Source organism: Pseudoalteromonas sp. P1-30, from assembly GCF_001400005.1.
Classification (GTDB): Bacteria; Pseudomonadota; Gammaproteobacteria; order Enterobacterales; family Alteromonadaceae; genus Pseudoalteromonas; species Pseudoalteromonas atlantica.
In genome coordinates this window covers 194067-210974 of the sequence record NZ_LKBC01000004.1, presented here as the reverse complement: position 1 = coordinate 210974, position 16908 = coordinate 194067, and the positions used below count along the sequence as shown (strand labels likewise).

General features: G+C 42.1%; 12 protein-coding genes. 11 read left to right on the top strand and 1 reads right to left on the bottom strand.

From position 1 onward, the window contains the following. Window positions 1-20 precede the first annotated feature (20 nt). The 6 genes from tuf (at window position 21) to AN395_RS10365 (ending at window position 8591) form a co-directional block, all read left to right on the top strand. The gene (tuf, locus tag AN395_RS10390) at window positions 21-1205 is read left to right on the top strand and encodes an elongation factor Tu (protein WP_004589660.1); all 1185 of its coding nucleotides are present in this window, start codon (window positions 21-23) and stop codon (window positions 1203-1205) included. A gap of 401 nt (window positions 1206-1606) precedes the next feature. Further along, window positions 1607-2404, top strand: coding sequence for a VOC family protein (locus tag AN395_RS10385; protein WP_054982956.1), 798 nt, complete (start codon window positions 1607-1609; stop codon window positions 2402-2404). 118 nt (window positions 2405-2522) lie between these two features. After that, the gene (locus tag AN395_RS10380) at window positions 2523-2888 is read left to right on the top strand and encodes a hypothetical protein (RefSeq protein ID WP_029774302.1); all 366 of its coding nucleotides are present in this window, start codon (window positions 2523-2525) and stop codon (window positions 2886-2888) included. Next, complete coding sequence (locus tag AN395_RS10375; protein WP_054982955.1) at window positions 2885-5218, top strand: fatty acid cis/trans isomerase; 2334 nt, start codon at window positions 2885-2887, stop codon at window positions 5216-5218. The genes AN395_RS10380 and AN395_RS10375 overlap by 4 nt, the downstream gene beginning before the upstream one ends. 158 nt (window positions 5219-5376) lie before the next feature. After that, window positions 5377-7101 (top strand): response regulator, encoded by a 1725-nt coding sequence (locus AN395_RS10370; protein ID WP_054982954.1) that lies wholly within the window; start codon window positions 5377-5379, stop codon window positions 7099-7101. 77 nt (window positions 7102-7178) lie between these two features. Further along, on the top strand, window positions 7179-8591 hold the full coding sequence (locus tag AN395_RS10365) for an ATP-binding cassette domain-containing protein (RefSeq protein WP_054982953.1): 1413 nt from the start codon (window positions 7179-7181) through the stop codon (window positions 8589-8591). Window positions 8592-8627: 36 nt separating this feature from the next. On the opposite strand, the gene AN395_RS10360 is transcribed toward AN395_RS10365, so the two are convergent. Continuing rightward, a complete protein-coding gene (locus AN395_RS10360; protein ID WP_004589293.1) occupies window positions 8628-9506 on the bottom strand; it encodes a TraB/GumN family protein in 879 nt (292 codons plus the stop codon). Between the two features lie 832 nt (window positions 9507-10338). On the opposite strand from AN395_RS10360, the gene ilvG reads away from it, so the two are divergent. The 5 genes from ilvG to AN395_RS10335 all read left to right on the top strand — a co-directional run bounded on the left by ilvG (window position 10339) and on the right by AN395_RS10335 (window position 16876). Next, a complete protein-coding gene (gene ilvG / locus AN395_RS10355; RefSeq protein ID WP_004589294.1) occupies window positions 10339-11988 on the top strand; it encodes an acetolactate synthase 2 catalytic subunit in 1650 nt (549 codons plus the stop codon). Beyond that, window positions 11985-12227, top strand: a complete 243-nt coding sequence (gene ilvM, locus AN395_RS10350; RefSeq protein WP_004589295.1) for an acetolactate synthase 2 small subunit — start codon at window positions 11985-11987, stop codon at window positions 12225-12227. Before ilvG ends, ilvM begins: the two co-directional genes overlap by 4 nt. Before the next feature lie 105 nt (window positions 12228-12332). Beyond that, window positions 12333-14189: a dihydroxy-acid dehydratase gene (gene ilvD, locus AN395_RS10345; RefSeq protein ID WP_024032149.1), complete on the top strand. Its 1857-nt coding sequence runs from the start codon at window positions 12333-12335 to the stop codon at window positions 14187-14189. Between the two features lie 2 nt (window positions 14190-14191). Beyond that, window positions 14192-15745 (top strand): threonine ammonia-lyase, biosynthetic, encoded by a 1554-nt coding sequence (gene ilvA, locus AN395_RS10340; protein ID WP_054982952.1) that lies wholly within the window; start codon window positions 14192-14194, stop codon window positions 15743-15745. Between the two features lie 144 nt (window positions 15746-15889). Further along, window positions 15890-16876, top strand: a complete 987-nt coding sequence (locus AN395_RS10335; protein ID WP_039972499.1) for an ABC transporter substrate-binding protein — start codon at window positions 15890-15892, stop codon at window positions 16874-16876. Window positions 16877-16908: the final 32 nt, after the last annotated feature.

Below are 16908 nucleotides of genomic sequence, written 5' to 3'. Positions count from 1 at the left end.
CAAAACTGATAGGTTACGTCATGGCAAAAGAAAAGTTTGAACGCGTAAAACCGCACGTAAACGTTGGTACAATCGGCCACGTTGACCACGGTAAAACTACACTAACTGCAGCAATCACTAACGTACTTGCAAAAGTATACGGCGGTGTTGCTAAAGATTTCGCATCAATCGATAACGCTCCAGAAGAGCGCGAGCGTGGTATCACAATCTCAACTTCTCACGTTGAGTACGATACACCAACTCGTCACTACGCACACGTAGATTGTCCTGGACACGCCGATTATGTTAAAAACATGATCACTGGTGCTGCTCAAATGGACGGCGCTATCTTAGTAGTAGCTGCGACTGACGGCCCTATGCCACAAACGCGTGAGCACATCCTACTTTCTCGTCAGGTTGGCGTACCTTACATCGTTGTATTCATGAACAAATGTGACATGGTTGACGACGAAGAGCTACTTGAGCTAGTAGAAATGGAAGTTCGTGAACTTCTTTCTGAATACGACTTCCCAGGTGATGACTTACCACTAATTCAAGGTTCTGCTCTTAAAGCACTTGAAGGCGAAAAGCAGTGGGAAGACAAGATCGTTGAGCTTGCAGAAGCACTAGATTCTTACATCCCAGAGCCAGAGCGTGACATCGATAAGCCATTCATCATGCCTATCGAAGACGTTTTCTCAATCCAAGGCCGTGGTACAGTAGTAACTGGTCGTGTTGAAGCTGGTATCATCAACGTGAACGACGAAGTTGAAATCGTTGGTATCAAAGAGACTACTAAGTCTACTTGTACTGGTGTTGAAATGTTCCGTAAGCTTCTTGACGAAGGTCGTGCTGGTGAGAACATTGGTGCACTTCTACGTGGTACTAAGCGTGAAGACGTTGAACGTGGTCAAGTACTAGCTAAGCCTGGTTCAATCAACCCACACACTACATTCACTTCAGAAGTATACGTACTTTCTAAAGATGAAGGTGGTCGTCATACTCCTTTCTTCAAAGGTTACCGTCCACAGTTCTACTTCCGTACAACTGACGTAACAGGTGACGTACAGTTACCAGAAGGCGTAGAAATGGTAATGCCTGGTGATAACGTTAAGATGACAGTAACTCTAATCGCGCCAATCGCGATGGACGAAGGTCTTCGTTTCGCTATCCGTGAAGGTGGCCGTACTGTAGGTGCTGGTGTTGTAGCAACTATCGTAGAGTAATAGTTAACGTTTAAGTTAATTAATACTATAAAAACCCGAGCTTAGCCTCGGGTTTTTTAATGCCTGAAATTTACGTCATGTGAAGGTGGCGCTATTACCTTTAGGCGTAGGTGCTATGTAGCAACGTTCAATGAGTAATAATTAGCCTAGCTAATTAATACTAAATAGAGGTCACTTCGGTGGCCTTTTTTATTGCCTGAAAAAAAGTGATTAGTTTTTAGCTATCAACTTTTAGCTGCTTGGCGTTAATGTAAATAATGTTGTTTGGGTTGGCTTTACAAAGCCCGAGTAGAAGTGGTCACTGATGTATAAGGAGGTGCTTATTCAGTGAATAACTATCGACACTTACAGGGTATTAGCCTAAGCTAAAAATGGCTTAAATTTACAACAGGAAATGGGCGATGAATAATAAAAATAACTATCCGCAAGGTATATTTTGCTGGGCTGAACTGTGTACTCATAATTGGCAAGACGGGAAAGCTTTTTATACCTCGTTGTTTGAATGGGGAAATGACGATCAGCCCATTGGCGATGATGAGTATTACACTATGCTACAAAAGCAAGGTGACGATATTGCTGCCATGTATCAAATGCCTAAAGAGCAAGTGGCCTCTACGCCTAGCTACTGGCTTACCTATATTGCCGTAGATGATGTTGATGCATGTGCAATTAAGGCGCAAGAGCTCGGTGCGCAAATTATAGCAGGCCCTCATAATGTTATGGATGCAGGGCGTATGTTAATGCTTAAAGACCCAGCGGGTGCTACGGTGGCGTTGTGGCAAGGTAAAGAGCATATAGGATGTAAGCGTCCTTGTGAGCTCAACACGCCTTATTGGCATGAAATGGCAACGCGCGATAGTGAAACAAGCCGTGATTTTTACTGTGAACTACTGGGGTGGAAAAGTGAAACAAAGCCTATGGAAGGTATGGATTACACCTTGTTTTTAGTTGCAGGTAAGCCGGTAGCAGGCATGCTACAAATGACTGATGAGTGGCCACAAGACGTACCTCCCCATTGGATGATTTACTTCGCCGTGGATAACTGCGATAGCTATGTAAAAAAAGCGGCGACTCTTGGAGGGCAAGTGTGTGTACCTGCTACAGATATTCCTGATGTAGGGCGTTTTAGTGTTATTTGCGACCCTCAAGGGGCTGTATTTTCTATTATTGAATCGGCAATGGATGATATTAAAGCTTAGTCATTAACAGCGCTTAAGGCTAAATTTTAGACTTTAGTGTGGTTATTTAGGCGCAGTAATTATGTGCTTTTTTGCTATAATGGCGGGTAATTACACCCTCAGTCAGCAAGAGAGCACAATGGAATTTGAACAAGATAGTAAATTAACCTTACCGTTATTTATTTTAAATGAGTCGCTTAGTGAGCGAGATGTAGAAAAGCCCGATTTAGACATTTCATTTGCTCTTGATGATGAGCTACTGACGCAGATATGCCAAAACCCAGCACCTGATAGCAGTATCGCTATTAGTTTAAAAGAGTATGAGCTTGCGCCGCATAGCAGCGAATTTAATGCGTTGTTAAACCAAGAGCACGATGCACAAATAACGCTGACCCACGGCCCACTGTTAAGTGTGGTGTTAAATACCCACGACAACCAAACTTTTGTCTCTCCACAAATGGATATGATGCCAACCTTCGACCTGGGTGATGAGGATGAAGAATGAAAAAAATTCTGATCAGTACATTCGTTCTTATTATCCTCAGCGGGTGTGCTTATTTAGGCAATGCTCACTACAACGACTTATTTGGTGATGAACAAACGCAGCAGCGTATAGTGCCGCATGATACAGGTGCTGGTGCCGAGTTTTTGCAAGATGTAAAGCCTGTGCTAGATACACGCTGTGTAGTATGCCATGGCTGTTATGATGCGCCATGCCAGCTAAAGCTTTCCTCCCCTGAAGGGATAGATAGAGGGCTAAGCAAAGAGCTTGTTTATGATGGTACACGGCTGTTAGCCACTACACCAAGCCGGTTGTTATTTGATGCAACCAGCACTGAGCAATGGCGTAAAAAGGGCTTTACTCCGGTACTTAACGAACGTGACCAAAACCCAGAAGCACACCTTGCCGGTGGGGTGTTATTTAATTCATTAGTGCTTAAGCAAAGTGCACCCTTACCAGAGAATGAAATTCTTGATGACGAATTTGACTTTTCACTTAGCCGCTCTCAAACATGCGCCACTATGGGAGAATTCGATCGTTTAGCTGCAGAGCAGCCTCATGGCGGTATGCCTTACGGTTTACCGGGCGTGTCTAGCCAGGAATTTTATCATTTACAAAAGTGGCTTAAAGACGGTGGAAAAATGGCGCATATTAAACCGCCCACCAAAGCCGAGCTAACAAACGTTAAAAACTGGGAAGCGTTTTTAAATCAAGACAGTTTAAAATACCAATTAGCCGCACGTTATATTTACGAGCATTGGTTTTTAGCCCATATTTATTTTGGTTCTGATAAACCACAGAGCTTTTTTAAACTGGTTCGTTCAAGTACGCCGCCAGGCGAAGAAATTAAGCTAATTAATACGCGCCGACCATACGATGACCCTAAAGTAAGCCGTGTGTATTACCGTTTACTACAAGACCGCTCAACTGTTTTATCAAAAACACATTTACCGCTAAAGCTTGATGATGCAAAGCTTGCACGTATTTATGAGCAATTTATAGCTCCCGATTATACGGTTACTAAAATGCCAAGTTATAAGAGCGAGGCGGCATCTAATCCTTTTAAAACGTTTGAAGTAATTCCTATTAATTCTAAGTATCAATTTATGCTTGATGAAGCTGAGCTAATTATTATGGGCTTTATTAAGGGCCCTGTATGCCGCGGCCAAATTGCACTTAATGTGATTAACGATCATTTTTGGGTTGCCTTTGCAGACCCTGAAAAAGTCGCGACTCCAGCAGTGGAAGATATGTTACTTCAGCACGAAGAAGCCCTTGAATTACCTGCAGCAGAAGAAAGCAATGCATTGCCTATCTCTAGCTGGGTTAAATACTCAGTGCGTGAGAAAAAGTACTTACAAGCCAAAGTTGAGCTGGCTAACGAGATGTTTAAAAACGGAGAGCATTTAACCACCGACCTATTGTGGAAAGGTGAAGGCCATAACAAAAATGCAGCGCTTACAATATTTCGCCACTTTGATAGTGCTACGGTAGTGAAAGGCTTTATTGGTCAAGAGCCTAAAACTATGTGGGTGTTAGATTATGCGCTATTTGAGCGTATTCATTACTTACTTGTTGCAGGCTTTGATGTATACGGAAATATCGGCCACCAATTAGTGACCCGCCTATACATGGACTTTTTACGTTTAGAGGGTGAGCAAAACTTTTTGGCTTTATTACCTGAAGCGAAGCGCCATCAAATTAAAAAAAGCTGGTATAGAAAGTCTCCGCCAAGCTTATCTAAGTTTTTTAAAAACAATCGAGAGTTTAGCCAACCTAGCGGTATTGAATATAAAACGGATGACCCACAACACGAGCTGTATGGGTTAGTTAAGCAAACTTTAGCGCCAGTACTGAGTGAGCACTACGACTACACAAAAGTACCCACGCCATTAAATGCACTGAACAATATGCCAGCTAAGGCTATAAATTTATTACCGCAGTTATCGTATATTTTGGTTAAGCAAGACGATGCTTCACATAAAGCTTACACGCTTATTCATCACAACGCGCATTACAATATTTCCAGCTTATTAAATGAAGATGGGCAGCGCGCTTATGATGAAGATACCGCCACCCTAGTGCCAGGTTTTATTGGCGATTACCCTGCGGCTATTTGGTATTTAAATGATCAAAATGAAGTGGGTGAGTTTGCACAGCTATTACCTATGATGCAAATTGAAGCAGATTATGCTGCATTAAAAGTAAAATTTGGTATTCGTCGCTCACATCCAGAGTTTTGGAAATACAGCGACATAATGCACCAAGTAGCTAAAGAGTATCGCGGCGTTGAATTTGGTATGTTTGACTACAACCGATTAGAAAATCGCTAACTGGTAATTACAAAAGTGTCGCAAGTATTGCCCTTTTTGCCTCACACTTAATACATTTAGCCCAGTCATGTTACTGGGCTTTTTATTTATATAATTACTAAAGCTGATGTTGAGTTTTCTATATATAGGCTACACTTAAAATAAAAAAGCGGCCTTGTATGTTTAAAATTATTGCCAATGTAAGACAGCGTTACCGATGGGCGCTTATTGCTATTGCTCTGTTAATAAGTGGCTCAGCATTATTGCTGCAGTATGGCTTTTCTGTACAAAAGTACGATGCTAAAATTATTAATATGGCAGGTAAGCAGCGCATGCTCTCGCAAAAAATTGCTTGGCATAGCAATGCACTTCTTTCATCACGAATCGATGTTGCTACCCATACCAATTCCCTCGAACACTCTCTCGCACAATTTAAAACAGCTCATGAGGTATTACTTACCAAGCAAGGTAGTAGTTACCGTTATTTAACGCCAGAATTAGTAAAGTTATACTTTTCTGAGCCAGCTAATCTAGATAGCGAAGTGAATGAATTTATTGCCCAAGCTAGCTGGCTGCTGTATCAAAAAGGCGAGGTAGACACACAGGTGCTCAACGTAGCACATGTAGAAAACCTGCTAGCTAAGCTTGACCGCGCGGTTACTTTATTTGAGCAACATGCAGTGAAAAAAGTTAACCGCGTGTCTAATTTAGAATTGCTGTGCTGGTTAGTCGCCATGGTGTTATTGCTCGTTGAGCTAAGATTTGTGTTTATGCCGATGGAAAAAGAGGTGGAACGCACCTTAACAGCTCTTCAAAAACAAAAGGACTTTGTAGCGCAAATGAGCCAAAACAAAGAGCACTTTATTGCCAGAGCAAGCCACGAATTTAGAACACCGTTACAGGGATTAATTACGTCGATTGATGAGCTAACCATCGATTCCGAACAGCAAAATATTAAAACGCAAGCAAGCTACTGCGCCCTTAGACTTCTATCTATGCTTGATGAGCTACAAGACCTACAAGCACTAAGCACAGGAAAGTGGGCGCCAATTCTTAAAAACGAAAACCTTTTAGAATCCATAAACAAAGTGGTGTTGGCGTATGAGTATGCAGCGCAGCAAAAAGGGCTAACATTAATCACTCATTTTGATGAGTCTCTTAATTGTTTTTGTAAGTTAGATCATCAGCGCTTACAGCATGTATTAACCGAGCTAATTAGCAATGCAATAAAGTTTACCGACAAGGGCGAGGTTGAAGTTGCTGCAAACATGCAAAACTCGCAATTACAATTAACCGTTAATGATAGTGGGTGTGGTTTTTCTAGCGAAATAACAGAACTAGAGTTTGACTCATTTAAACAAACTAACCACTTTCAAGGCCTAAGAACGGGATTAACACGGGCGCAGTATGTTGTTAAAGCGCTGCATGGTTCGCTTTCATTTAAAAACAACGCAGCGTGTGGCGCTCATGTTACGCTTAACTTGCCGATTGAAATTACTAACCAGCAAACAGAAAGAGAAGTCGAAAAAAAGCTTTTTTGCCTTGTGGTTGAAGACAACGAATTAAACACCTTGTTACTCACACGTATTTTGGCAACGTTAGGTGTGGACTATGAATGCGTTGTAAATGGCCTAGAAGCCTGCGAAAAGGTAGGTAAGGCTGACTATGATGTGGTGTTTATGGATTTAAACATGCCGGTCATGGATGGCTTTGAAGCGACTAAAAAAATACGCAAAGAGCTAAATAAAACCATGCCCATAATCGTTGTTACAGCAAATACCTCAGCCGAAGACATGGACTTAATTTATGAATATGGCGCGAGTGAGCATATTCATAAGCCCATAAGTAAGCAGGCAGTGGCTGATGCATTGGTAAATGTATGCATAGCTAATGAAATAAATTAATACGCAATTAAATACGCTTGCTAAAGCAATTTACTATACGTTAAGTTGTTTATTTAGCTTATGGTGAAGGCAGTATTGTGCAAAGTATTGTATTTGAACAATTTAGTGGTTATTTAAAAGGGCAAGGTAAAAGCCGTTACACAATTAATGACTTAAGTTGGCAAGTAAATGCTGGTGAGCACTGGCTCTTATTAGGCGCTAATGGCGCAGGTAAATCGGCATTGGGCGCCGCATTAACGGGTGAAGCTAAGCAGCAAAGTGGTACTTTTAAAAGTACCTTTAATAGTACGCAGCTTGTGTCATCTGATGTGCAAAAGCAGTTAATCAAAAACGAAATTGAGCATGAACATCACAGCTTAGTAAAAGATTTTATCTTCCCTCAAAATAGTAGCTACAACCATGAGCTACGTAAAAAACTAATAGATGCCTTTAATTACAGCGACCTTTTAGAGAGGCATTTTAGAGATCTCTCTACCGGCGAAACCCGTAAACTCCTACTTATAAATGCGCTAAGTAGTCATGCTGATTTAGTGGTACTAGATGAGCCATATGATGGCTTAGATAAACATTCGTGTGAGGTGCTAAACACTTTATTAGAAACACTTAGCTCAACAATCAACTTTGTGTTTGTGTTAAATAGGCTTGATGAAATCCCACCGTTTATTACTCATTACGCTTATGTAAATCAGGGGCAGTTGCAGCATGTACTTAATAATCCAAACGCAGAGCAGCGTGCTGACTTGCTTAAACTACTGCATTTAACCCATACCGCTTTAGAAATACCTCAACCGGATGACTCCCAAGGCCGTGCAGAGTATACCGCCGATACATTGGTTAAGCTTAGTAATACAAAGGTTAGCTACGCTGGGGTTGATGTATTTAAAAATCTCAATTGGCAAATTAATAAACATCAACACTGGCAATTGAGTGGTAAAAATGGCTCAGGTAAAACCTGCTTATTAAATTTAATAACTGGCGATAACCCTCAATGCTACAGCAATGATATTCAGGTATTTGGTTTTAAGCGCGGAAGTGGTGAAAGTATTTGGGATATAAAACAGCATATTGGCTATATATCAAATGCATTGCATATGGATTATCGAGTAAGTATATCGGCATTGAATACAGTTATTTCAGGGTTTTACGACAGCATTGGCTTATATCAAAAGCCAACAGAGTCACAGGTAAATACAGCTAAGCAATGGTTAGCGTTGATTGGGTTAGGCGATAAACAAAATAGCTCATTTACGCAACTTTCATACGGCGATCAGCGCATGCTATTAATAGTGCGTGCTATGGTAAAACACCCCACGTTACTTATTTTAGATGAACCTTGCTTAGGGCTTGATGAGGCAAATAGACAGCGAGTACTAATTTTAATAGAGAAAATTTGTGCCGCAAATACCAGCACCGTTATTTATGTAAATCACCATGCGGCAGACAAAATTAAAGGGATTGAGCATTATTTAAAAATGGAAGATTTTAATTAAAGGCTGGGCTGAATATGCCCAACCTTTAACGCCACGTTATAGGCGAGTAATGGTAAAGCCTGCATCAGTTAACTGTTTAATTAAACCATGCTGCTCCGGTAAGTGCAGCGCGCCTACAGCAATAAATAGCTTTTCGTTAGTTAAGCGAGGCACTAATTGCTCCACCCATTTATTATTACGATTAACTAGCATAACTTGCTCGCTTATTTCACCGTAGTTACTCTCGTCAAAACTCATGTTGTAGTATTCAGTCAGCGTATCCATATCACCATTTTTCCAGGCGTTTACTAACTTAATAAAATAAGTATTAATATCGGCAAGCTGTTCAAACGTTTCTTCAATCATTTCATTACTGAGCAAAGCCATGCCATCAAACATTTGCAGTTGCTGCTCTAGCGTTTCTAACTCTCCAATCGTGATATTTTGCTTTTTAGCGTAAGCAAGTACTTGCTTGTCTATGCCTGTTTGGTCAGAAAACCCTGCATTTTGAAATTCAATCTGCATCATGGTTACCATTACAGCCCAAGGTTTGAGGCCATTAAACATAGCTATATCAATCGATTTTTTAGCAAAGTAGTCTTTAAGCTTATTGTAGTTTTGTTTTGAGAGTTCTGTTTGTAATGTTTTGCCATCTTTAAGCATCATAAAGGGCATTGAACGCTGCTGCATTTGCAAAGGCGTGAGTTTACTAATATCTACTTCAACAACAACTTGCTCGCTTTGATCTATAGCCTTAGTTACTTTTTCTGGTAAGCCTTTCATGCTGGCGTCGCCTACGTGAACCGTGCCAAACAAGTAAGAGCTAGTACCGTTTTTTTCTACTTTAAATAATGCCGGCGCTGCGACACTATTAAAACTAGTTGCTATAAAAAGTGCCAGTATAAAGAACTGACTAATTCGAGAGAGGGCTTGCATATTTTGTCCTTAAATCTAATTGAGTTGCCTAAATACTAGCTTAAATTAAAGCGCTTTAATAAACCTATTTGATTATATTAAACACTTTTGAATACGCTTATGAATTTAGTTGCACTAGGGCACCTTGTTTAAATTGGGTGAATGTAATTGAGTGGTGCGTAATAGGGCTCGCGGAGTAAACCTGCCTAATTAGCAAAGTTTTAAGTTATTTACCGTACAGCGCTGTTATTTGTACTACAATGTATCAAAAATTAATCAAGCCCTATATGGCTATTATGTGGCTAGTGAATTTACTTGATGCAAATTAAGGTATAGATTTTTCATTTAAGCCTTTTTTTGTGAATTTAAAATCCGTTTAAAGTCGCTTTTTGCTCTTTTGTTGAATTAAGTTTGGTGTTGACTTACTCGCCTCAGCGCGGTACAAATACATATACAGAGCGAAGAGTATTACTTCGTAACAAATGAACACATTTTGGTATTAATTACATGCTTACAAATGCACTTAACCTAGTCCTGATTATTATCGTGGTGATTATTCCCGCGAGGGCTTCGTAGTGCTATAAACTTAAGCATTAAAAAGCCCTCCGCACCTAACCGTTCGGAGGGCTTTTTAGTTTTAAGCACAAAGTTTTAAAATTTTATACCAATTCGCTTAATTAAGTGATCTAGCAAAAAATTCGCTATTTAGTTGTTCTAAATGAGAATTTTTTAACGCAAATAGCGACACTTTTAGCCCCCTAAAAATAATTAAGTATTATTGCGGATTGGTATTAGCTATAAGTTTTTAAGTAAGTAGGTAATTGGGTTGTCACTGAGGAATGAGGATTAATTAATGACAGGCGCAGAACTAACAATCGATTTATTAGCCAAGCACGGCGTAAATGAAGTATTTGGCTACCCTGGCGGAGCTATTATGCCCATTTACGATGCGCTGTATGGCGCGCCTGTAAAGCATTACCTTACTCGCCACGAGCAAGGTGCTGGCTTTGCCGCAGTGGGTTATGCTCGCAGCACAGGCAAATTAGGCGTTTGTTTTGCTACCTCAGGCCCTGGCGCTACTAACTTAATAACAGCTCTTGCCGATGCAATGATGGACTCAGTGCCATTATTAGCAATTACAGGCCAAGTACCGACTGCCGCTATTGGCTCAGATGCATTTCAAGAAGTCGATGTACTAGGGATGTCACTGTCGTGTACTAAACATAGCTACATGGTAGAGCGCCCAGAAGACTTAGCTGAAATATTACAAGAAGCCATGCACTTAGCTCAAAGTGGTCGCCCAGGCCCAGTGCTTGTAGATATTCCAAAAGATATTCAAATGGCGCAAGTGCCTTTTAAACCTTGGTTAGCTGCTGATGAATATTTACCACAACTTGATTTAAACCAAGTAGCCATTGCAAACCAGTTATTAACTGAAGCAAAGCAGCCAGTAGCGTATGTAGGTGGTGGCGTACAAGCCGCCGATGCGCAAAATGAGTTAATGCAGTTTTTAAACAAAACACAAATGCCAGCGGTATCAACATTAAAAGCGCTAGGCAGTGTGTTACCAGATTACGAGCACTACTTAGGAATGCTAGGCATGCACGGCACACAAGCGGCTAACATAGCAGTACAAGAGTGTGATGTACTTGTATGTATAGGCGCGCGCTTTGATGACCGCGTAACGGGCAACTTAGCCAAATTTGCAGCCAAAGCAAAAGTAATTCACTTAGACATTGACGCGGCCGAAGTAGGTAAACGCAAACCTGCTAAAGCGTCCTTAATTGCTGATCTAAAAACCTCATTACCCGCACTTGAGTGTGTTGTAACACCTAAAGCATGGTGCGATACAAATAAGCTCATGAGCGAAAAACACGCATGGCGTTACGACTACCCAGGCGAAAAAGTATTTGCCCCGTATTTATTGAACCAGTTAAGCCAGCGTATGCCAAAAACAGGCGTAGTGTGCTGCGATGTAGGCCAGCACCAAATGTGGGTGGCGCAACATATGAAATTTAACCACCCAAGTAATCACTTAAGTAGTGGTGGCGCAGGCACTATGGGCTTTGGTTTACCCGCGGCTATTGGCGCGCAAGTAGCACGCCCAGACGATTTTGTAATAACGGTGTCGGGTGATGGCTCAATCATGATGAACATTCAAGAGCTTGCCACTATACGTCGTAACAATTTACCAGTAAAAATACTAATATTAGATAACCAACGCTTAGGTATGGTTCGTCAATGGCAGGAACTGTTTTTTGAAGGGCGTTACTCTGAAACCAATCTTTCAGATAACCCTGATTTTGTTCAGTTAGCGGCGGTATTTGGTATTCCTGGGCAAACTATTACTAAAGCCAACGAAGTAGACGATGCAATCACTGCACTGGTAAACAGCGAAGGGCCGTATATTTTACATGCCTGTATAGATGATAAAGAAAACGTATGGCCGCTTGTACCACCAGGGGCTGCAAATGACGAAATGATTACGGAGAAAGCACAATGAAACACAGCTTAACTATTGCATTGAAAAACCAAAGTATTGCGGTGGAGCGCTTTTTACGTGTTGTACGTCACCGTGGTTTTGACCTTACGCATTTTCAGCTTAATACCGATGAAGCTCAATATACGATAGCAATGACGGTCGATAGCGATAAGCCTATTCATCTATTAACCAGCCAGCTAAATAAGTTGGTAGACGTGAAAGAAATCAGCTTAGAAAATTTACAGCAACAAGCAGTGTAACTGCTAACGAAACACATTTACGCGTTACTGAATATAACCTTCAGTAACTCAACAATTTTTAGAATGAGGAATGCCCGCTTATACAGCGGCAAAACAGAGGTAACTATGGCTAAATTAAGAAGTGCAACAACAACTGAAGGACGTAAACGCGCAGGCGCACGTGCATTATGGCGCGCAACAGGCATGACCGACACCGACTTTGGTAAACCTATTATTGCTGTAGTTAACTCGTTTACGCAATTTGTACCAGGGCATGTACACCTTAATCAGCTTAGTGAGCTAATGGCTGAAACAATCACGCAAGCGGGCGGAGTACCAAAAGAATTTAACACCATCGCAATTGATGACGGTATCGCAATGGGCCACGGTGGTATGCTTTACTCACTCCCTTCTCGCGACTTAATTGCAGACTCTGTTGAATACATGGTTAACGGCCACTGCGCCGATGCGATGATCTGTATTTCTAACTGTGACAAAATCACCCCAGGGATGATGCTTGCAGCGCTACGTTTAAATATACCGGTTATTTTTGTATCGGGCGGGCCAATGGAAGCGGGTAAAACCAAACTTGCTAACATCGATATTAAACTAGATTTAGTTGATGCCATGGTAAAAGGCGCTGATGAAACAGTAAGTGATGCTGATTCAGAGCAAGTAGAGCGCTCTGCGTGTCCTACCTGTGGCTCGTGTTCGGGTATGTTTACTGCCAACTCAATGAACTGTTTATTAGAGGCTATTGGCCTTGCACTACCGGGTAACGGAACAACGCTTGCAACGCATAAAGATCGTAAGCAACTGTATGTAGAAGCCGGCGCTCGCATTGTTGATTTGTGCCGCGAGTACTACCAAAAAGACAACCACGACGTGTTACCGCGTGCAATTGCAAACAAAACAGCCTTTATGAACTCTATGGTGGTTGATATTGCCATGGGTGGTTCATCTAATACCGTATTGCATTTATTAGCAGCAGCACAAGAAGCTGGTGTAGATTTTGATATGTCGCACATTGACGAGCTTTCTCGTAAAACCCCATTTTTATGTAAAGTAGCCCCAGCTACACCTGAGTACCACATAGAAGATGTGCATCGCGCTGGTGGCATGATGGCAATTGTACGTGAGCTAGGTAAAGCGGGTTTAGTTGATTTATCGGTAAACCACGTAGCGGGTATGACGATGGGTGAGCTTGTTAAAAAGTGGGATGCGACTGATCCTACAAACGAAGCAGCACAAAAGTTTTACCGTGCAGGCCCTGCCGGTATTCGTACTACAAAAGCAATGAGCCAAGAGTGCCGCTGGGATGAAGGCGATAACGACCGAGAGCATGGTTGTATCCGTAGTGTTGAACATGCCTTTAGACAAGATGGTGGCTTAGCTGTGCTTTCAGGTAACTTAGCGGTTGATGGCTGTATTGTTAAAAGCGCAGGCGTAGTGGACGAAATGCTGCATTTTGAAGGCACTGCCGTGGTGTACGAGTCACAAGATGATTCAGTAGAAGGCATTTTAAACGACGAAGTAAAAGCCGGTGATGTTGTGGTTATTCGCTACGAAGGCCCTAAAGGCGGCCCAGGTATGCAAGAAATGCTTTACCCAACGAGCTACTTAAAATCAAAAGGCCTTGCTGAAAAATGTGCCCTGATCACCGATGGTCGTTTCTCGGGCGGCACCTCTGGTTTATCAATCGGCCACGTATCGCCAGAGGCGGCAAGTGGCGGTGCCATTGCGTATGTTGAAAATGGCGACAAAATTATCATTGATATCGCAACACGTGAAATCACCCTTGCATTAAGTGATGAAGAGCTAGAAGCACGTAAACAAAAGCAATTAGCGCGTGGTAAGCAAGCGTATAAGCCGCTTGATCGTGACCGCTATGTATCGTCGGCATTAAAAGCGTATGCATTACTTGCAACCAGTGCCGATAAAGGCGCAGTACGTGATTTAGCCAAACTGGAGGAGCTTAGCTAATTATGGTTTCTCAAGAGCTCGATTATTTTCGCGCTATTATTCAGGCCAATATGGAACCGCTAGCTAAAGTGACTGAGGTCAGCGAAATGCGCGACCTCAGTGATAAATTAGGCAACCATGTTTGGTTAAAGCGTGAAGATCAACAGCCCGTGTATTCGTTTAAGTTACGCGGTGCTTATAATAAATTAAACAAGTTACCAAAAGGGTCTGTTGTTATTACGGCATCTGCGGGTAACCATGCACAAGGTGTGGCGCTTAGTGCTTCACATCTTGGCCATAAAGCCACTATTGTTATGCCAGTTACCACGCCTGAAATAAAAGTAAGTGCGGTACGTGCGCTGGGCGGTGAAGTGGTTTTACATGGCCATCATTTTGATGCTGCAAAAGCACATGCACTTGAACTAACAGAGCAACGCAATGGCGTATTTGTACCGCCTTTTGATGACCCTGACGTAATTGTGGGGCAAGGCACAGTGGCTCGCGAGCTTATGCAGCAACTCAACGAGCTTGATGCGGTATTTATCCCTGTTGGCGGTGGTGGTTTACTTGCTGGTATGGCGGTTTATATCAAATCATTACGCCCCGATATAAAAGTCATTGGCGTAGAAGCTGACGAAAGTGCATGTTTACAAGCCGCGCTTAGAGCGGGCGAGCCTGTTGAGCTTGACCGTGTTGGCAGTTTTGCCGATGGCGTAGCGGTTAAAATTATTGGCAGTGAAACATTTCGCTTAGCGCAAAAATTTTGCGATGAAGTTGTAACTGTCAGTGGCGATGAAATTTGTGCCGCCATGCAAGATATTTTTGTCTCTACTCGCGCAATTTCAGAGCCCTCAGGTGCACTTGCAACCGCAGGGCTTAAAAAGTGGAGCCAGCAATCGGGCTTAAAAGGGCTGCATTTAGCAGCGGTGCTTTCGGGTGCTAACTTAAACTTTGATCGCTTACGTTATGTGGCTGAGCGTACTGCGCTAGGTGAAAAAAACGAAGCGCTACTTGCGGTGACCATTAAAGAAGAAAAAGGCAGCTTTAAGCAGTTTTGCACCTCTTTAGGTGGTCGGGCTATTACTGAGTTTAACTATCGTTATGCAGGCCCAGGTGAAGCGCAAATATTTGTAGGTATTGCCCTGCGCCAGGGTGAGCAAGAACTCAACGAGTTAAAACAAGACCTAACCAATAACGACTACCAATTTTGCGATTTATCAGATAACGAACTCGCTAAATTACACGTACGTTATATGGTAGGGGGTAAAGCACCGGAGCAGTTACACGAAAGGTTATTACGGTTTGAATTTCCGGAATACCCAGGAGCCCTTGCGCGCTTTTTAGATACCCTAGGTAGCAATTGGAATATTACTTTATTTCATTATCGCAATCATGGGGGTTCTATCGGAAATGTACTTGCGGGCTTTGCTATTGAGCCAAGCCAATTTGATATGTTTAACGAGCACTTAAATCGCTTAGGTTACAGTGTACAAGATGAAACACATAACCCGTGTTTTACGCAGTTTTTAACCTCTCAGCCACAAAGCCCAAACGTTGACAATTTAGCCTCAGCTTAGGGTTTTTATAAGCAAGTATGCACGTTTGCATGCTTGCTTTATCGTGTGTTTTAAATATAGTTACAGCTAATGACTACTATTTGGAACACCCAGTTGCTTATTAAAGGATTAATATTTGTAATTTTGCTTTTTTGCAGCCAACTAATGGCTCAAGAATCAGTCACTTTACAATTAAAATGGACCCACCAGTTTCAGTTCGCCGGCTATTACATGGCTCAGCAAAAAGGCTATTACAAAGACGCCGGACTTGATGTAACCATACGCGAAGCCAATCCTAAAATGCCTGACACTTTCACGCCTGTAGCAAGTGGAGAAGCCCAATTTGGCGTAGCGCATTCGGGTATTTTACAACAAAGAGTAAACGGCCAACCGTTTGTAGCAATGGCGGCTATTTTACAGTTTTCTCCTTACTGTTGGATGGTAAAAGACAGCTCTGATATTTTTCACCCCCGCGATTTTACCGCTAAACGTATTACCGAAGTGAGTAAAAAAGACAGTACCGAGCTGCTAGTTATGCTTAAACGCAGCGGTATTGATATTGCCACCTTAGAGGTATACGAAGGCGATGAGCCTGCGCTACAAGCGTGGCAAGAAAACAAACTTGATGCAATGCAAGTGTATGTCACCACTCAGCCTTACTTTATGACTCAGCAAGGGGTATCGCACCGCCTTATATGCCCACAGCGCTATGGTATGGATGTGTATGGTGATGTGTTATTTACCAGCGAATCAATGCTTAAAAAGCACCCGCAAACGGTCGAAAAGTTTTACCAAGCGAGCTTAAAAGGTTGGCGCTATGCGATGATGAATATGGATGAAGCCATTGCAATTACTCAGCAAGTGTATGCGCCAAACAAAAGTTTTCATCAGCTAGCTTATGAAGCCGAAGTATTGAAAGACTACATAATGCCGCCTACGACCCATTTAGGGAATATGTCGATGGCTAAGTGGCGCTTAATTGCAGATTATTATGGCATTAAGCAAACGCAATTTGACGAGCACAAAGCTGGGTTTGTTTATAAATACCAAGAGCCAGAGCGATTACAACTGTCGTGGATGCTAATAGCCGCCTTTATTGTGAGTATTATTTCGATCCCCCTTTATTTGCGTTTAATACTTGGAAAAAAATAACCGCTTAATGCAGCTCTGCGCAACTGGTATAA

What these genes read in the sequence shown, in the direction of transcription:
- AN395_RS10380 (WP_029774302.1), top strand. Translation starts at nt 2,523, where the DNA reads ATGGAATTTGAACAAGATAGTAAATTAACCTTACCGTTATTTATTTTA.
- tuf (WP_004589660.1), top strand. Translation starts at nt 21, where the DNA reads ATGGCAAAAGAAAAGTTTGAACGCGTAAAACCGCACGTAAACGTTGGT.
- AN395_RS10375 (WP_054982955.1), top strand. Translation starts at nt 2,885, where the DNA reads ATGAAAAAAATTCTGATCAGTACATTCGTTCTTATTATCCTCAGCGGG.
- ilvD (WP_024032149.1), top strand. Translation starts at nt 12,333, where the DNA reads ATGGCTAAATTAAGAAGTGCAACAACAACTGAAGGACGTAAACGCGCA.
- AN395_RS10335 (WP_039972499.1), top strand. Translation starts at nt 15,890, where the DNA reads ATGGCTCAAGAATCAGTCACTTTACAATTAAAATGGACCCACCAGTTT.
- AN395_RS10370 (WP_054982954.1), top strand. Translation starts at nt 5,377, where the DNA reads ATGTTTAAAATTATTGCCAATGTAAGACAGCGTTACCGATGGGCGCTT.
- AN395_RS10385 (WP_054982956.1), top strand. Translation starts at nt 1,607, where the DNA reads ATGAATAATAAAAATAACTATCCGCAAGGTATATTTTGCTGGGCTGAA.
- ilvM (WP_004589295.1), top strand. Translation starts at nt 11,985, where the DNA reads ATGAAACACAGCTTAACTATTGCATTGAAAAACCAAAGTATTGCGGTG.
- AN395_RS10360 (WP_004589293.1), bottom strand. Translation starts at nt 9,506, where the DNA reads ATGCAAGCCCTCTCTCGAATTAGTCAGTTCTTTATACTGGCACTTTTT.
- ilvG (WP_004589294.1), top strand. Translation starts at nt 10,339, where the DNA reads ATGACAGGCGCAGAACTAACAATCGATTTATTAGCCAAGCACGGCGTA.
- ilvA (WP_054982952.1), top strand. Translation starts at nt 14,192, where the DNA reads ATGGTTTCTCAAGAGCTCGATTATTTTCGCGCTATTATTCAGGCCAAT.